The 17,528-nt window shown below is 32.9% G+C and carries 11 protein-coding genes; 6 read left to right on the top strand and 5 right to left on the bottom strand.

Going from position 1 to position 17,528, the window contains the following annotated elements; translation table 11 throughout:
* Nucleotides 1-20: 20 nt before the first annotated feature.
* The gene (locus OLM51_RS04790) at nt 21-2,411 is read right to left on the bottom strand and encodes a TonB-dependent receptor domain-containing protein (RefSeq protein WP_264553257.1); all 2,391 of its coding nucleotides are present in this window, start codon (nt 2,409-2,411) and stop codon (nt 21-23) included.
* Nucleotides 2,412-2,525: 114 nt separating this feature from the next.
* Nucleotides 2,526-3,587 (bottom strand): helix-turn-helix domain-containing protein, encoded by a 1,062-nt coding sequence (locus OLM51_RS04785; protein WP_264553256.1) that lies wholly within the window; start codon nt 3,585-3,587, stop codon nt 2,526-2,528.
* A 205-nt stretch (nt 3,588-3,792) separates the two neighbouring features.
* Between OLM51_RS04785 and OLM51_RS04780 the strand changes: the two genes are divergently transcribed.
* The 4 genes from OLM51_RS04780 (at nt 3,793) to OLM51_RS04765 (ending at nt 9,575) form a co-directional block, all read left to right on the top strand.
* A complete protein-coding gene (locus tag OLM51_RS04780; RefSeq protein ID WP_264553255.1) occupies nt 3,793-4,026 on the top strand; it encodes a hypothetical protein in 234 nt (77 codons plus the stop codon).
* Between the two features lie 96 nt (nt 4,027-4,122).
* Nucleotides 4,123-7,554 carry a hypothetical protein gene (locus tag OLM51_RS04775; protein ID WP_264553254.1) on the top strand — a complete coding sequence of 1,144 codons (3,432 nt, stop codon included), beginning with the start codon at nt 4,123-4,125 and terminating at the stop codon, nt 7,552-7,554.
* A 63-nt stretch (nt 7,555-7,617) separates the two neighbouring features.
* Nucleotides 7,618-8,250: a hypothetical protein gene (locus OLM51_RS04770; protein ID WP_264553253.1), complete on the top strand. Its 633-nt coding sequence runs from the start codon at nt 7,618-7,620 to the stop codon at nt 8,248-8,250.
* Nucleotides 8,251-8,504: 254 nt separating this feature from the next.
* Complete coding sequence (locus OLM51_RS04765) at nt 8,505-9,575, top strand: glycosyltransferase (protein ID WP_264553252.1); 1,071 nt, start codon at nt 8,505-8,507, stop codon at nt 9,573-9,575.
* Nucleotides 9,576-9,578: 3 nt separating this feature from the next.
* Here OLM51_RS04765 and OLM51_RS04760 read toward each other — a convergent pair whose 3' ends face one another.
* The 3 genes from OLM51_RS04760 to OLM51_RS04750 form a co-directional block, all read right to left on the bottom strand.
* A complete protein-coding gene (locus OLM51_RS04760; protein WP_319799971.1) occupies nt 9,579-10,874 on the bottom strand; it encodes a porin in 1,296 nt (431 codons plus the stop codon).
* A 159-nt stretch (nt 10,875-11,033) separates the two neighbouring features.
* Nucleotides 11,034-12,119: a sensor histidine kinase gene (locus OLM51_RS04755; RefSeq protein WP_264553250.1), complete on the bottom strand. Its 1,086-nt coding sequence runs from the start codon at nt 12,117-12,119 to the stop codon at nt 11,034-11,036.
* A 223-nt stretch (nt 12,120-12,342) separates the two neighbouring features.
* Nucleotides 12,343-13,026: a response regulator transcription factor gene (locus tag OLM51_RS04750; protein ID WP_264553249.1), complete on the bottom strand. Its 684-nt coding sequence runs from the start codon at nt 13,024-13,026 to the stop codon at nt 12,343-12,345.
* A 233-nt stretch (nt 13,027-13,259) separates the two neighbouring features.
* Between OLM51_RS04750 and OLM51_RS04745 the strand changes: the two genes are divergently transcribed.
* Nucleotides 13,260-16,034: a TonB-dependent receptor gene (locus OLM51_RS04745; RefSeq protein ID WP_264553248.1), complete on the top strand. Its 2,775-nt coding sequence runs from the start codon at nt 13,260-13,262 to the stop codon at nt 16,032-16,034.
* Between the two features lie 206 nt (nt 16,035-16,240).
* Nucleotides 16,241-17,371 carry a hypothetical protein gene (locus tag OLM51_RS04740; protein ID WP_264553247.1) on the top strand — a complete coding sequence of 377 codons (1,131 nt, stop codon included), beginning with the start codon at nt 16,241-16,243 and terminating at the stop codon, nt 17,369-17,371.
* Nucleotides 17,372-17,528 lie beyond the last annotated feature (157 nt).

Here is a 17,528-nt window from a genome sequence, read left to right as displayed (position 1 = left end):
TAAGGCACATCAAATAAACTTTACCTCGCCCTATTATTCTCCGTCTGCTCAATTTCAGATTTCTTGTAAGTGGTCTTTTTGGAGTTTCCAAAAGTATATGTAGCGACAAGTTTAAAATAATTACTTGTATAGGTTCTATGGTAATAAATTTGAGTTTCTCCAACATTATAATCACCAGAAATCATGAACTTATGAAAAATGTCATTTGCGGAGAAATTGAGTTTTAGCGCCTCTTTAAGAAAATTTCTTTCGATTCCTAAAGTTACTGTCGAACGGCTGTTTTCAGTTCCCAATCCATAACTTCTGTCGCTTAAATACCAAGCTAAAAGCTGTAGTTTGAAAAACTTTGGAATTGTAAAGGTGTTATTGGAATATAAATAAAACTGAGGTTCTACAGGACTGAAAACAAATCCGTAAAAATTATCTACAGATTTCTGCCAGGTAACACTGACTGTATTAGTAGAATTCCACCACCTGAAATTGAAAGAACGCGAAAGCGAACCAAAAAAAGTATGTCCTTTTTCTAGATTTAAAGCTCTTAAAACATAACTATTGGGTGTATCACCACGTAATGCCGCAGCGGAAATCGGGTCGATTTTATAAGTATATCCTATTTTAAAATCGAACTTTTTATACATCGTACCAATTTCAAAAGCATGTGTTTTTTCCGGGAGTAAATTTGGATTTCCTTCAATTGTAGTAAATGGATCCTGATAAATAACATATGGATTTAAAGCTTGATATCTTGGTCTTGTTATTCTTGCAGCATAAGAAAAATGTCCTTTCCAATCTTCTGAAAAATCAAAATTTAAAAGTAAGTTTGGAAAGAGGTTGCCATAACTTTTTTCAAATTCCTGAACTTTGTTTGCATTTGTAAATAAATTATAGCTTGTTTTTTCTGCTCTTACTCCAAGTGAAAAATTGATTTTATCATTCCATGTTCTGACATAGTTGAAATAAGCTGCAGCAATTTTTTCATTATATTCAAAATCACTTGAAAGGTCCTCGTCTAATTCGAAATCCAAATTATCATCAGAGACCAAAAAATCAGTTCCTGATTTTATAGTGGTATAACTAAACTTTGCTCCTGTTTCCAGCTTTATTTTTTCATCTATTTTTTTTGTGTAATCTGCCTGAACTGCAAAGATATTTATCCTGCTTCCTACATTATTCTTTAAATATCTGTCTGAATTTGTTTCTTTAACAAAACTGTTTTCTTCGATAAAATCCCCTATGGTCTGATTGTAATTAGAGAATTGTGATCCAACAAAAAGTGTAGCCCCTTTTTGGGTTGTCAAATTATAATTCAAATTGACAAACTGATTTAACAAAACATCATTTCTGTCTACATCTGTGGCATAAAAACTATTTCCTGAATTATTCGTTATCAAATTTCTGCTTTCTGTAATACCTCCCAAATCGTTTACATTGCCACTGTATGCTAATGAAATATAACCTTTTGCCGAAAAATTGTATTGAAGTCCGAAACCAAAATTAGAATAATTATTAAACCGTCTTTTCCAATCTGTTGTCAATTCAGATTTCATATAATCATCAGGGTTTGGGCGTGTTCTAGTAGTGTACAACAATTCACGATTTCTGCCTAATTGCAAACCGTAATTACTTATGAAAGAGAATTTCCCTTTAGAATAACTAAAATCAAAAAGTGTATTGGTACTAGTTCCTCCAAATTTTGAAACTGTTACATGCTGGTTTGCGGTTCCCATTATACCACTTTCAATGTTTTGCTTCATCGTAATATTGATTACCGCTTTTCCTTCGGCATCATATCTGGAAGAAGGATTCGAAATAACTTCAATCCTGGCAATTTGAGAAACCGGAATCGCAGCAAAACGTTCGTAATTAATCAAAACTCCATTTAGATAAATAATCGCTTCGCCTTTTCCGAGCACACTGATTTGCCCTTCCGCAACTACTACACTCGGTACACGGCTCAATAGTTCATTTACAGAACTGCTCGTTGCCAAAACCGTTCCGTTTACGTTAACATCAATATTTCCATTTGCGCCATATTTAAGTAATGACGGCTGACTTTTTATAACAACTTCATTTAATTTCTGATGCTCCGTAATACTAATAGAACCTAAATCAAGATCTTCTTTTCCTTCATATTTCACATTCAAATAACGATCCTCAAATTCTTCTGAAGTTAGTTTTAGAATAATTTCTTTTTGGTTAATGTCTGATAATTGAAAAACACCATCTAAAAAATTTTGATGTTTAATAATTGTAGAATCCTGAATGTACAGAATACTTGCAGCACCCATCATCAATTCGTTATTTGAGTTAACTACTTTTCCGGATATTCTCTGAATAGATTGTGCATTTGATCGTGTTACATTTAAAAAAAAACAATAAATGTAAACGACTATTAGAATTAAAAATCTCATGATTTTTTGCCTTTAAAATTTGACTTTTTGTGAGAACAAAAGTCAGTTTAAAAGCACGAAATGAGGTAATCGAAAGCGAAATCAGGAGTACGATTTTATAAATTAATACTCTGTTTATGCCTGCAAAGCCTGATTTTGATAGCTTAAGGGCGTAGTTCCTGTATGTTTTTTAAAAGCAGCAAAAAATGTTGACTTCGAATTAAAACCAACATCATAGCCAACAGATTCCAGAGTCAGTTTATTATTGGATGTTATAATTTTGCAGGCTTCATTTATTCTAAATTCATTAACAAAACTGGTAAAATTTTTTCCCAGATTGTTATTCAAAAACTGTGATAATTGATGGCTCGAAATATTAATCTCTCGTGACAAATCCTGTAAGTTCAAATTTGGATTCTTATACAGGTTTCTTTCAATCATAATATTTTCAAGTTTTTCGGCTATCAGAATTGCTTCAGCTGAATCGATCTTCTTACCTGAATTCTTAGAACCATTCAATAAAAATAAGTCGTCTGTTTTCTTTCGGTATAAAAGGATAGAAATTATCAGATACAAAATAAGAGAAAAAACTACTGCACCGCTTATGTAAATTGCACCTGGAGCGCCCATAATGGCTAAAAAATAAAAGAGAAACAATAAAATGTTCCCCAAAAAAAGTGTTCCAAACCATATTTCAGAAGGACTACTTTTCTCTTTTTTATTGAAAATTTTCTTTAAAATATCTTTACTCGTGAACCCTGAAAAAATGATATATACAAACCATTGAAAGTAAATGATTCTAATAAAATAAAAACTCCAAAGCACTGGATAAGTTTGATACGGATACCAGAATCCGACACCAAGAATTAGAATTCCCCAAAACAGCAATATCATTTTCCACGATTTTGGCATTATGTTGATTTCTTCCACCGCCGATCTTAGAAAATAATACAAACATGGCCCAATAAAAAAACAAGCTGTAAGTCCCAACTGCAAATACATTTTTGGTAGTTCGGGATCAAAATAAATAAAAACAGATTTCCCAATTCGGATGCTTAATGCAAATAAAAGTGCTCCAAGGAAATAATTGGTAAGGTATTTTTTCTTGGTAAAAAAGAAAAAATAAAAACCCAAAATAATTCCGTTGAAAACCCCCAAAGCACTAAAAAAGAATAAAATCTCTTTACCAGTATCCATAAAATAAGTTTATTATATCCTGAACAAAGCTAAAAAAAATTGATTCCTGTTAGAATAATTTTAAAAATATTCTCAAATCATGATTGATACCCAATTCATAAAAGATTCATTTTTTACATTTAAAACTTAAGATAACTCTTTAATTATTAATGTTTAACTAAATTTACTATAATTAAAAAAACGAGAATCCTGATCCTTTATAAATATGAAAAATTACGACGAACCCAATAAAAAGGATAGAAATGAGTGGGAAAATGATCCTAAAAATTGGATTTGGGGAATGTTTTATTATAATCCAAAAGATAAACGATTATATTTTCCTAAAAAAACAAGAGAGCTTGGATGGCATACTAATTATGCCCATCCTGATTCTGTTATTATACTTTTGTTATTACTTTCGGTTATTTTAATTTTCGTAATACTATATCTCAAAAGATAAGTGTAACACCTATTTTGTTCCTTAACAAACTAAAATTTCCAACCAACAATTCCCAATTATAAATACTACTTTTGGCTTTTTAGAGTTAAAGTATTTATGTTGAAAAAATTACTGTTTTTTACGGTTTTCATCTGGTTTTCTGCGCTTCAGGCTCAGGATACCGAATCAGCGTACAAAACCAAAAAAGTAATTGCAACACGCGACACTATTCATTTGGAGAAATTCAGTATTAACCCTGACTTCTTTGAACTTTTAAATACTAAAAATGAAGCTGTCGACGCTACTTTTTATAAAATTGATTTCCAAAAAGGTACACTTCTTTTAAACGAAAAATATAATGCTGTTTCTGACACTTTAATTATCAATTATCTTACCTATCCTGATTTTATTACTAAAGAATATAGCCTTTATAAATCTGATCAGATCGTAACCAATGATGTTGGCACCGAAAAACTATACCGAATTGAGAATGCAAATGATAAAAAAGTCACTCCTTTTGATGGTTTAAATACTTCGGGTAGTATTACCAGAGGCCTTACTGTCGGGAATAATCAAAATACAGTTTTAAACTCTAATCTTGATTTACAAATTACCGGAAAATTATCCGACAAAGTGAGTTTACGGGCCTCGCTACAGGATAACAATATTCCGCTACAGGATGGCGGATATTCGCAAAAACTAGATCAGTTTGACAATATTTTTATGGAACTTTTTAGCGATGACTGGAACATTCGTGCAGGAGATATCTTTTTAGAAAACCGAAAAACCCAATTTTTAAATTTCAATAAAAAAGTTCAGGGGCTATCTGCCAATTTTGATTTTGATACCGGCAAAAGTAAAACCAATGTTTTTGCATCAGTTTCATTTGTAAAGGGTCAATATGCAAAAAGTACCTTTACAGGTCAGGAAGGAAATCAGGGTCCCTACAAACTGAAAGGTCAAAATGGCGAATTATACGTTTTAGTTATTTCTGGTTCTGAGCGTGTTTATGTAAACGGCGTTTTACTAAAGCGTGGAGAAAACAATGACTATGTGATTGATTACAATGCAGGTGAAATTGTTTTTACTTCGCTATTCACAATCACATCTGAAATGCGAATTAATGTTGAATACCAATATTCTGAACGAAACTACAATCGTCTGGTAACTTATGCTGGAGGAACACATGAAAATAAAAACTGGAGTTTTGGAGGTTATTTATATTCTGAAAGCGATTTAAAAAATCAGCCTTTACAGCAAAATCTTTCCACAGATCAGGTTCAGATTTTAAGTCAGGCCGGAGATGATCCAAATTTAATGAAAGCACCTTCTGCATATGAAGATACTTATGCTGACAACAAAATTTTGTATAAAAAAACTTTAATCAATTCAGTCGAAGTTTATGAATATTCTAAAGACGCCACAGAGGTTTTATACAATGTAAAATTTAGTCTGGTGGGCAATAATCTTGGTAATTATATCATTCAAAATAATACTTCGGTCGAGAGAATTTACGAATATGTATCCCCTCAAAACGGTATTCCCCAAGGAAATTACGAACCCATTGTACAATTGATTGCGCCCATAAAACTTCAGGTTGCCACTTTTCTTGGAAAATACAATCCTAATGAAAAAACTCTTGCCGATTTTGAAATTGCCATAAGTAATAATGATAAAAATTTATTCTCTACTCTTGATGATGGCAACAACGAAGGAATCGCTTTTAAAACCAACATCAAAAAGCGTCTTTTTACCAGAAGCTGGACATTGGATGCTTTTGTTAATTATCAGTTTGTGCAGGAAAATTTTAAATCGGTTGAGCGTTTGTATAATATCGAATTTAATCGCGACTGGAATTTAAACACAACCTTATCGGGGAATCAAAGTTTACTCGTTACGGGATTAAATTTTGATTTGTTTTCAAAAAAAGAAACCTCAAACATTGGTCTTTTCAGCTATCAGTTTGAGAAACTTGATTTTACCGAAAGCTACTCGGGAGCGCGGCATACTACAACAGCATTCTTTAAGCTGAAAAACTGGACTGTAGAAAATCAAGGCAGTTTTTTAAATTCAGATGCCACAGCTTCGACTTCAAAATTCATTAGAAATCAAACCCGAACAAAATATCATTTTGGCAAAAACTGGGTTGGTGCAAGTATGCAGCTTGAGGACAATCAGGAAAAAGACAAAATCACCAATCAGTTTTCGGCTTTAAGCCAAAGATTTTCTGAATTCGGCACTTTTATTGGTCGTGGAGACAGTACAAAAGTTTTTGTTGAATTAGGTTTTTTACAACGTCGAAATGATAGTTTGCAAAACGGATTATTACAACATGTAAACAATTCTCAAACTTATTATTTAAAGTCAAAATTAATCCAAAACAAAAAGACCGATCTGGCCGTTTATGCCAGTTACAGAAACTTAGATTTTACTGATAAAACAAGAAAAAATGAACCATCATTAAATTCGCGAATTTTATACAATGATCGCTTTTTCAATCAGTTTATGCAAATTGGAACTGCGTACGAAACCAGTTCCGGAACAATTGCACAACAGGAATTTACTTATATCGAAGTTCCAACCGGTCAAGGTGTCTATACGTGGAATGATTATAACGGAAACGGAATACAGGAATTAGAAGAATTTGAAGTCGCAGCTTATGCAGATCAAGCGAGATACATTAGAATCTTTTTGCCTAATCAGGTTTATATTAAAACAAACCAAAACAAATTTTCTCAATCTGTGACTTTGAACCCGTTGCAATGGCAAAATGAAAAAGGCCTCAAAAAAATTATTTCTTATTTCTATAATCAGACTTCCTTTATTATGGATCGAAAAGTAAAAAGCGAAGGCGGTAGTCTGGAACTAAATCCTTTTGATTCTTCTGAAGAAAATATTCTGGGATTGAATTCGAGTTTTAGAAACAGTTTATTCTATAATAGAGGTAAACAGAAACATTCTGTAACGTATTCTTACTTGGTTAATAAAGGAAAAAATCTACTGTCGGTTGGTTCACAAAATGTCAAAAACAATTCACACCAATTACAATATACACACTTGTTACAAAAAAGCTGGCTGTTTAATTTTTTTACCAAAACAATAAAAACAGATCTGATTTCTAAAGATTTTACCGAGAAAAACTATGATCTGAAAGGGTATCAAATTGCCCCAAAAATCAGTTATTTATTTTCTAAAAACACAAGTCTGGATTTCTTTTACGAATTTCAGAACAAAGAAAATCAGATTGGAAATTTTGAGACTTTAGTTCAAAACCGACTTGGAACTTCTTTTTCGTTTGCCGGGGAAAAGAAAATAACATTAAACGGGGAGTTTTCTTTTTATGAAAACAAATTCAACGGAAATGAATTTTCATCTGTAGGATTTCAAATGCTCGAAGGTCTTCAGGCAGGGCAAAATTTAGTCTGGAAATTACTTTTGCAAAAAAACATCACCTCCTTTTTAGACGTTAATTTAAATTACCAGGGACGAAAAAGCGAAACCGGAACAACCGTTCATACAGGAAATGTTCAGCTTCGTGCTTATTTTTAATAATTTGCAAAAAAGCTAAGAATAAATTGATTAATTTTAATTGAAATTTAAACTCTTAACCTTATGAAAAAATTATTATTACTTTGTTTTATAGTCGTTTTCTCTTCTAATTTTTACGCTCAGGAGACTGCCGCAAAAACAACTAAGAGTAAAACCGAAGCATCTGCTAAAAAAGCAAAATCTGATGCTGCTAAAGCTAAGTCTGATGCTAAAAAAGAAGCTGATAAAGCTAAAAAATCTGCTGACAAAGCAACAGATGCATCTACAAAAGCGAAGAAAGAATCTGCAAGCGCTGCTAAAAAAACAGCCGATAAAGAAACTGCCAAAGCAAAAGAATCAGCAACTGCTGCCAAAAAAACAGCAAACAAAGAAGCAACAAAAGCTAAAAGTGAAGCGACAAAAGCGACAAAAGCCGCTGACAAAGCAGAAAGCACAAAAGCAGACGCAAAAAAAACAGCAGACAAAGCTGATGCTGCCAGCAAATCTGTAAAAAAGGATGCTGAAACAGCAAAAAAAACAGCAAAAAAAACTGCTTCAAAAACAACCACTAAAACTTTAAAAGAAACGAACGAAAAAGCTCCAAAAGTAGCTGATAAAGTTACCGGAGAATACAACGGAAAAAAAGTTTACACAGGACCAAGAGGTGGTAAATACTACATTAACAAAAACGGAAACAAAACTTATATTCAGGATTAGGGAAAGGTTCTGAGGTACTGAGATACTAAGGTGCCAAGTTATTGAAATACGAAAATTTAAAAAGCCGAACTTACGTTCGGCTTTTTTTGTTAAAATCTTAGATCATTAAAACTATATCCAGAACCTCAGACCCATAATATCTTAGCATCTTAGAACCTTAGAGCCTCAGAATCTTAAATTAATAATTTAGTAATGTGTGCGAAATACCATAAAAAACATATTTCTTTATCTTCGTTTTCAAAAAGCGTTAAATTATGAGCATTGACTATTCTGCTAACAAAACTATATTAGTTGCTCCGTTAAACTGGGGATTAGGCCATGCCACCCGATGCATCCCGATTATCAAAGCGCTTCAGGAAAATAAATTCATTCCGATTATCGCTTCTGATGGTGTTGCTTTGGCTCTATTAAGAAAAGAATTTCCATATATACAAACTCTGGAGTTGCCCTCCTACCATATTGAATATGCTAAAAATGGCAAAAATTTTAAATGGAAACTAATTAAAAATTTACCCAAAATGATCACTGCCATTTTGGACGAAAAAAAAGTGGTGAATTCGTGGATCAAAAAACACGGAATTGACGGCATTATATCTGATAATCGACTGGGAGTCTTCAGTAAAAAAGTCCCATCGGTTTTTATGACGCATCAATTGAATGTTATGACCGGAAATACTACCTGGTTTACTAGTAAATGTCACCAGTATTTTATAAAAAAATATACAGAATGCTGGGTTCCTGATTCTAATGAGAAAACGAATCTTACGGGTGATTTAGGTCATTTAAAAACCAATCATCTCAATTTAAAATATATTGGTCCGTTGAGTCGGATGCGCCAAAAGGAAATCGACAAAGTTTATGACTTAATGATTATTTTATCCGGACCAGAACCTCAACGCACATTCTTAGACGAAAAACTTCAAAAGGAAGTTGCTAATTATAAAGGCAAAGTTGTTTTTGTACAAGGTCTCGTTGAAAAAGTGCAGAGTAAGTGGCAGGCAGGAAATGTTACTTATTATAATTTCATGAACTCTAAACAACTCGAGCAAACTTTTAACGAAAGTGAATTTGTATTGTGCCGCTCTGGTTATACAACTGTAATGGATTTGGCTAAACTAGGCAAAAAAGCTTTTTTTATCCCAACTCCCGGACAATATGAGCAGGAATATCTGGCGATAAAACTTCAGGAAGAAAATCTTGTACCCTATGCAATGCAAGACGACTTTACGATTGAAGATCTATCAAAAGTAAAGTCGTTTAAAGGATTGTCCCAATTTAAAAATGAAATTGACTGGGACTCGTTATTTTCTGTTTTTGAAGACTAATTTCTAGAAATTAAACTGCGCTTGTAAACGCAACAGATTACCTTCTTGTCTATTAATCGGGCGGGCACTATCTACATAAGATCTATCGGCTACAACATATTCGGCTGTTAATTCTAATGCTTTGATTGGTTGCCATTCGATACCAAATTCGTAATCCCTGACAACATAGCTTCTGGCGTCTTTTTCATATTTCTTACCTCCGTCATAATATTGAAATTGAGCGAAAGGATATATACGCTGTTTTTTGATATCCAATTTATAGTTTAGCAAAACATACCCTCCATTTAAACTGGTTTGATCAACAGTGTTTGTTAAAGGGTTATAGCGAGGCCCTTTACCAATATTATATTCCGTTTGAATACCGAAAGGTTTTGGGTACAAAACAAAAGTTGCACCTATTCTTTCATCTTTCACATATTTAGGATCATTCACAATAACACCGGTAGAAATTTCATCTGTAAAAGCCCATTTCCCATCATAGGCCTGAATTCCAGGTTCTATAATCTGGCTGCCAATTACAAAAGGATACGATATTCTGGCTACTACATTCAAATCTCTGTTTGCATCAATTTTATTAGCAATCTGTCCATTATAAACTCCAAATGCAAACACTCCATAATCTCCCGAACCTTTGTAACCATCTTTAACCAACATTTCAAAACGTTCTCTGATTTCGGCTGGTGCCCAATAAAAAATCAACCCTAAATCACGTTCATTTGCTATCGAACTGTTAATGGCATCTGCACGATCCAATGTTAAACGTTGTGAACTGGACTGCATGTTTGTGAATCCATACGGAATTTTACTTTGCCCCACACGAACTCGGTATTCTCTTTTTTTATCAAAAGAAAGATCAAAATACAAATCACGAATCTGAACGAAATTTTGAATCCCAGTTACTGGTGAACTGGCAAAATCAGGCTGGAAATAGAAAAATACATTTGGATGAACCTGACCAGAAAACACTAAACGCGCACGACGAATAAAAAGTCCGTTGTTGGCTTTTGCATCCGGAGCTGTTGAAGTTGTTCCCCAGGATCTGTCACATTGGTCGCAGGTAATTTTGTCGTTTGTAGAGAACAAACCATTGTATCTTACTTGTGCATAACCTCTTAAAGAAATTCGATCGTACCAATGCGCTTCAACTCCTCCTCCGGATTTAGTTTCCGGAAGTTTTGCTTTGTTAATCGAATCTAAAATACGCATTACCTCGTTTTTTACATCCTGCTTATTTAATTCCTGCGCATTAGCACCGTAAGTAAGCAGAAATAAAACTGCTGCAATTATTTTTTTCATCATTTTTCTATTACCCTTAATTTCAGGATGCAAAGATGACTCACCTATGTTAAGAAATCATTAACAAGATGTTACTATAATAAAAATTTAATGTTACGACCTGAAACCGTATGTTGATTTAATGTTAAAACCTGCATTTTACAGCTTCTAACGAAACCTTAATTACAATTTTTTAACTTCCGGTTTTTGTATTTTATGTGCTTTTTCGAGTGTAAAAGAAAATTCAGAACCAATTCCAAACTCACTTTCTACGTAAACTTTCTCTTTATGAGCTTCAATAATATGTTTTACGATTGCTAAACCTAAACCGGACCCACCTTCAGAACGTGTTCCGCTTTTATCAACTCTGTAAAAACGTTCAAAAAGTCTTGAAATATTCTGTTTTTCAACACCTTCTCCGTTATCACTAATTCGGATTAAAACCTTTTTCTTGGTAAGATTTACTACACCAACCTCGGTCAAACCGCCTTCTTTTCCGTATTTTATTGAGTTGACAATCAGATTTTCTAAAACCTGCTGAATTCTGTCCTGATCACCGCGAATGATAACTGACTGTACATTTTTACTTTCAAAAGCCAATTTGATTTTCTTTTTATCGGCTTTCATCTCCAGTAAATCAAACACATTCTGAATTAGTTCAACAATATCAAAATCAGTCATTACCAAATTTAAATCACCAGATTCAAGTTTGGTAATCATATCAAGATCTTCGACAATATAAATCAATCGCTCAACACCTTTTTCGGCACGTTTTAAATATTTCTTGCGAATATTTTTATCATCCATCGCTCCATCCAGCAAGGTCGACACATAACCTTGTACTGTAAATAAAGGCGTCTTAAGTTCGTGAGAGACATTACCCAAAAATTCTCTTCGGTATTGCTCCCGAATTTCGAGCATTTCGATTTCAAGTTTTTTATCCGTAGCAAACTTTTTTACTTCACGCGAAAGCGTTTCCATATCGGTCGTTATCGGTTGATTAATTAGTGGTGTAGATTCTAACAGCGAAACCTCATCATAAATTTTCTTAACTCGTCTATATATAAAACGTTCTACACGGTATTGCAAAACCAAAAAAGAGAAAATATAAATTGAAATGATAAAAATTGTTCCAAATGCAATTTGATATTTCAATTGGTTCTTATAGAATAAAGACATTAGGATCATCACAAATCCTGTTGAAAACAGACTTATATATAATGCCGATTTAATAGCAAATTTGTATGTTTTTTTAAAATTAATTTTCATTGAAATAGTTAAAATATTAAAACTAATTAAAGGTTATTTTTTCACCATATAAGTAATATAAGTTCATTTAAAAATAACTTTTTTTTGGGAACAAATAATAATTTTGAAAAGCCCATCTTTATCAAAGTCAGACTTTGACAAAAATGAGCTTTTTTATTTTGAAAGCAAACTATAATTTAAATGAACTTATATTACTTATATGGTTCCCTTTTTTATAGAAATACTAGACTTCAAATTTGTAACCAACCCCTTTTATTGTTTTAAAAAGGTCTTCTCCTATTTTTTCACGAAGTTTTCTGATATGAACGTCGATAGTTCTTCCTCCAACAACTACTTCATTACCCCATACTTTATCAAGGATTTCATCTCTTTTAAAAACTTTTCCTGGTTTTGAAGCTAATAGATAAAACAATTCGAATTCTTTTCTTGGCAAAGCAATTTCAACATTGCCTTTGATTATTTTATATTCTTCACGGTTAATCTCAATACCACCAACATTTATAGTATCACTAACTATTTCTTGTTCTTTTAACCTTCTTAACAAAGCCTTTACTTTACTCACCAACAATTTTGGTTTTATTGGTTTGGTAATATAGTCATCAGCACCAGCATCAAATCCAGCAACTTGCGAATAATCTTCGCTTCTTGCTGTAAGGAATGTTATGATAACATTATTTAGTTCCGGAATTTTTCTAATGTGTTCACAAGCTTCCATCCCATCCATTTCGGCCATCATAACATCCATAATGATTAATTCCGGCAATTCTTTCTGGGCTTTTGCAATCGCTTCTTTTCCGTTTGAAGCAGTTACAATCTGGTAGCCTTCCTGCGCAAGGTTATAGCCAACGATTTCTAAGATATCTGGTTCATCGTCAACTAATAAAATCTTGGTTTGTGTTTTTTTCATAAATAGCAAAATTGAGATTTTTACATCAAATTTTCTTCATTATATATTCGATGTTTTTTATTTCACAGCGTAAATATAGTAATAAAACGACCGTTAAAAATTGCGGTTAACGGTAATTTAATTTGGTAACAATTTGATAATCTTGGCAACACAAAAACATAACAAGTCCCTAACATGAACTTTACAATACGGTTCTTTCTTTGCACAAAAATAAATTAAACACAACACTGACAATGAAATTCAATTTAAAATTTCTATTAATCACATTATTTATCTGTTCGATTTCGATCGCGCAAAACAAAGGTACGATTTCTGGTGTATTAACCGATAAAGAAACTAATAATGAAGTACTTCCTTTTGCAAATGTTTTATTAAAAGGAACAAAAATTAATACCAACACTGATATTGACGGAAAATATTCGTTAAGTGTAAATCCAGGAAATTATACAATTATTTTTAGTTTCGTAGGATATGAATCTGTAGAAAAACCAGTAACTGTTAAGGCAGGTGAAACCATTACTATTAACCAAGTATTATCATCAGGCAGTTTCACTCTTAAAGATGTTGTTGTAAAATCTGCAGCAGTAAACAAACAAAAAGAATCAGCGTTATTATTAGATCAAAAAAATGCAGTTCAATTTAAAGCGGCTATTGGTGCTGAGGAAATTGCGAGAAAAGGAGTTAATGACGTAGCTAACGCTGTTGCGAAAGTAAGTGGTGTTTCTAAGCAAGACGATTCTGGAAATGTTTTCGTGCGCGGATTAGGCGACCGTTATAATGTAACTACTTTAAATGGTCTTCCGTTACCATCAAACAACCCAGCAAACAAAAACATTCTTTTAGAGATCTTCTCTACAAACATTGTAGATAACATCGGAATCAGTAAAACTTTCGAATCTCAAAACTATGCCGATTTTGGAGGAGCTAATATCGATATTAGCGCAAAGAAATTCAGCGGAAAACCTTTTATCAGTTTTTCAATTGGTACAGGTGCAAACACAAATGTTTTAGGACAAGATCATTTTTACCTGCAAGACGGACCTACTTATACAGGATTTAAAAAAGTAGGAGTTCCAGAATCTCCATTATTGCCATACAGCTATGCAACAAGCTGGGATAGACAAGAAAGTAAAAATGTATTAAATGCTTTCTACACTTTATCTGGAGGAAAAAGATTTACAATAAATGACGAAAGCTCAATTGGTGCTTTTGTTACAGGATCTTTTAGCGCAAAAAACAAATTTACTCAAGGTTACAGCAGAGGAGGAATCACTTCTGACGGAGATATTTATTCTGATTTTATCAGAACAGCTTATAAGCATAACACTACAACAACGGTTATGGGTACTGCTGATTATAAAATCAACAACAAAAACTCAATCTTCTTTACTTCTTTATTCTTAAACTCTAGTGAACAAGATTATAGTGAATATGAAGGAACAAACGTAAACTTTGATGGTGGTGGAGATGCTCAACAGCAAATTAGCGGTTTTATCAAACGTGGAACTTTTGAAAGAACTCAATTAGTGGTAAACCAATTAACAGGTAAAAATAAATTCAACGATCAGTGGAATTTAAATTGGGGAGTAGGTTACAGTATGTCTGACAGCGCAATCCCGGATCGTATGCAAAACTCTTTCGTGTATGCTCCTAATGCTATCGACTATACATTTTTTACCAATTCAAATATTAATAACCACAGATTCTTTCACGACTTAAAAGAAAATGAAATCGCTGCAAATATTGCTCTTTCTTACAACTTCAAAAAAGGTAGTGATGATACTTACAAAGGAAAAGTAACTGTTGGTTATTCAGGAAAATTCAAAAATGTGGATTACGAAATGCAACAGTATTCGTTCTTCCCGGACCGAACTACAATTTCTTTTCCTAAAGAAGACATTCACCATGTAGACAATTATTTAGATCCTGCACACTGGGGTTCATCTTACTCAAACAGAATTCACCAGACATATAATGGAAATTTAGATATTAATGCTGCTTTTGCTAATGTTCAATATTCTTTAACTGAAAGATTAAGCGTGATATTAGGAGCTAGATTAGAACAATTGAATCAGAATGTTTTCTATATCACGACAACAGTTCCATCTGGAGGAAACTCTGATGATTCTAAATTCAATATTTTACCAAGCTTAATTTCAAAATATACATTAAATGACAGACAGAATTTAAAATTCTCTGCTAGTAAAACGTATACACTTCCTCAGTTTAAAGAAAAAGTGCCAATTATTTATGAAGATGTTGCACAAGCTTACGAAGGAAACCCAAGATTATACGCTTCAACAAATTACAATTTTGATTTAGGATGGGAATTTTTCCCGAAAGCAAGTGAGCTAATTTCTGTTACTGCATTTGGTAAAATCATTCAAAACCCAATCAACGAAATGTTCTTGAATTCTTCTTCAAATGATATTTCTTATGCAAATACAGGAGACAAAGGAACAGTCGCTGGGGTTGAAGTAGAATACAGAAAAGATCTTTTTGAAATTGAAAAAAGTAACAACCTAAAGACAAAACTTTCTTTTGACGCAAACGGATCATACTTGTACACAAAACAAGATCTAAGCAACGAAAAAGTAAACAATGAAAATGATTTTGGAGCTAACTTTACTTTTACATCAAGTAAATTAACAGGAGCTTCTAATTTCCTTGCCAATGCGAACTTATCATTCTTAAATGAGTTTTCAGAAAACACAGATATTTCGGCAACAGTTTCTTACTCTTATTTTTCAGATAAGTTAGCTGTAATTGGAACTTCAAGAGTTGGAAACATGGTTGATAAAGCAGTAAACAAACTAGACTTTATTGTAAACTCAAGCTTAACCAAAAACTTAAAAATTGGCCTTATTTATAACAACATCCTGAATCCAACTTTCAAACGTGTACAAGAGCAAGGTGAAGTACCAGGAAAAGAAAGTGTTGGCGATATCACAGTTACATCGTACAAAGCAGGTTCTGATCTAAGACTTACTTTAAACTATACTTTCTAAGAAAAAGATTTTCAACAAATTACAAGAGGTGATTGGTTATTCCAATCACCTTTTTTTTTATTCGAAACTGCAATGTAAATTTTACATTAAGACGATGTGTTTTTACCCCATTATACTTAATAGATTGTTAATATCGTCTTAACTCAACAAAAACATATGTTCATTTACTTTGCCTTGAATAAATAAAACAATAAAACACAACAAAAATGAAAAAAAGTTTATTTGCAATGGCTGCAATATTAGGACTTGCTTTAACAAGCTGTAGTTCTGATGACAATAACAAAGACACTAACAACAGTTCTTTTGTTTTAAAAGTTGACGATTTAAAAGGGGAGATTAAAGACGGTACTGTAACTTTAGATCCTACTCAAACTTATACTTTAACTGGAGGTTTAGTAGTTAAAGGCGGAGCTACTTTAGTAATTCCTGCTGGAACAGTAATTAAAAGCTCTCCTACTGCAGAAGCAACTTCTTTATATATCGCTGTAGAAAGAAACGCTAAAATTAACATCAATGGTACTGCTACTAAACCAGTTGTTATGACTTCTGGAAAAGCAACTCCTGCTCAAAGTGACTGGGGTGGATTGATCATTGCTGGTAACGGTAAAGTAAACACTGGAGACAATGGTACTTCTGAAGTAGGTGGTTTAAGCTACGGAGGTAATGATAATGCAGATTCTTCTGGAAACATTAACTTCTTAAAAATCTCTTATACAGGTTCTAAATATACTTCTGAAAAAGAATACAATGGAGTTTCTTTCTTTGGAGTAGGTTCTGGAACTGTAGTATCTGATATCTACACTTTCGAAAGTGGTGATGACGGAATTGAATTCTTTGGAGGAGCTGTAAATGCTTCTAACTTAACAATCATTAACTCTTATGATGATTCATTAGATTTCGCTGACGGATGGCAAGGTACTGCTACAAACGTATACATTAAAGGTGTTTCTAAAGCAGGTGTTGAAGGATCTACTAACGCTAAAGATCCAAGTGGAGCTACTCCAATGACTAACGCTAAAGTTACAAACATCTCTATCATTAAAGGTGGTGCTACTTTCTTAGCTGATGAAAAAGCAATCAACTACAAAGAAGGTGGTGGAAAACAAGCTTACACAAACTTATATGTTGCTGACGGAATGCCTGCTGCTCTTACTAAATTATCTACAGATGCAGGTGCAGTTGCAAATATCGCTGCTGGTAACTTTACTATCACAAACTATACTTTTGGAGCTTCTGTAACTTCTTTTGATGGTGCTAAATTATCTGGAACAAGCACTGGAAACCTTGGTGCTGGTAATGGTGCTGAGTTACCAACTTGGGCTAACTGGACTAAATAATTAAAGTTCTGATACAAAATAAAAAAGAAGCTGTCTGAAAATATTTCAGGCAGCTTTTTCTTTTTCAATTAATTTATATAATTAAAAAAAAAAAAATGCCCAACAGATATAGAATACATCTAATAACTTCGAATACATAATGTTAAAAACATCCTAA

It is taken from the genome of Flavobacterium sp. N2038 (assembly GCF_025947185.1).
GTDB lineage: Bacteria > Bacteroidota > Bacteroidia > Flavobacteriales > Flavobacteriaceae > Flavobacterium.
The sequence above is the reverse complement of the archived record's forward strand: the minus strand, read 5'-3'. Positions and strand labels throughout refer to the sequence as shown.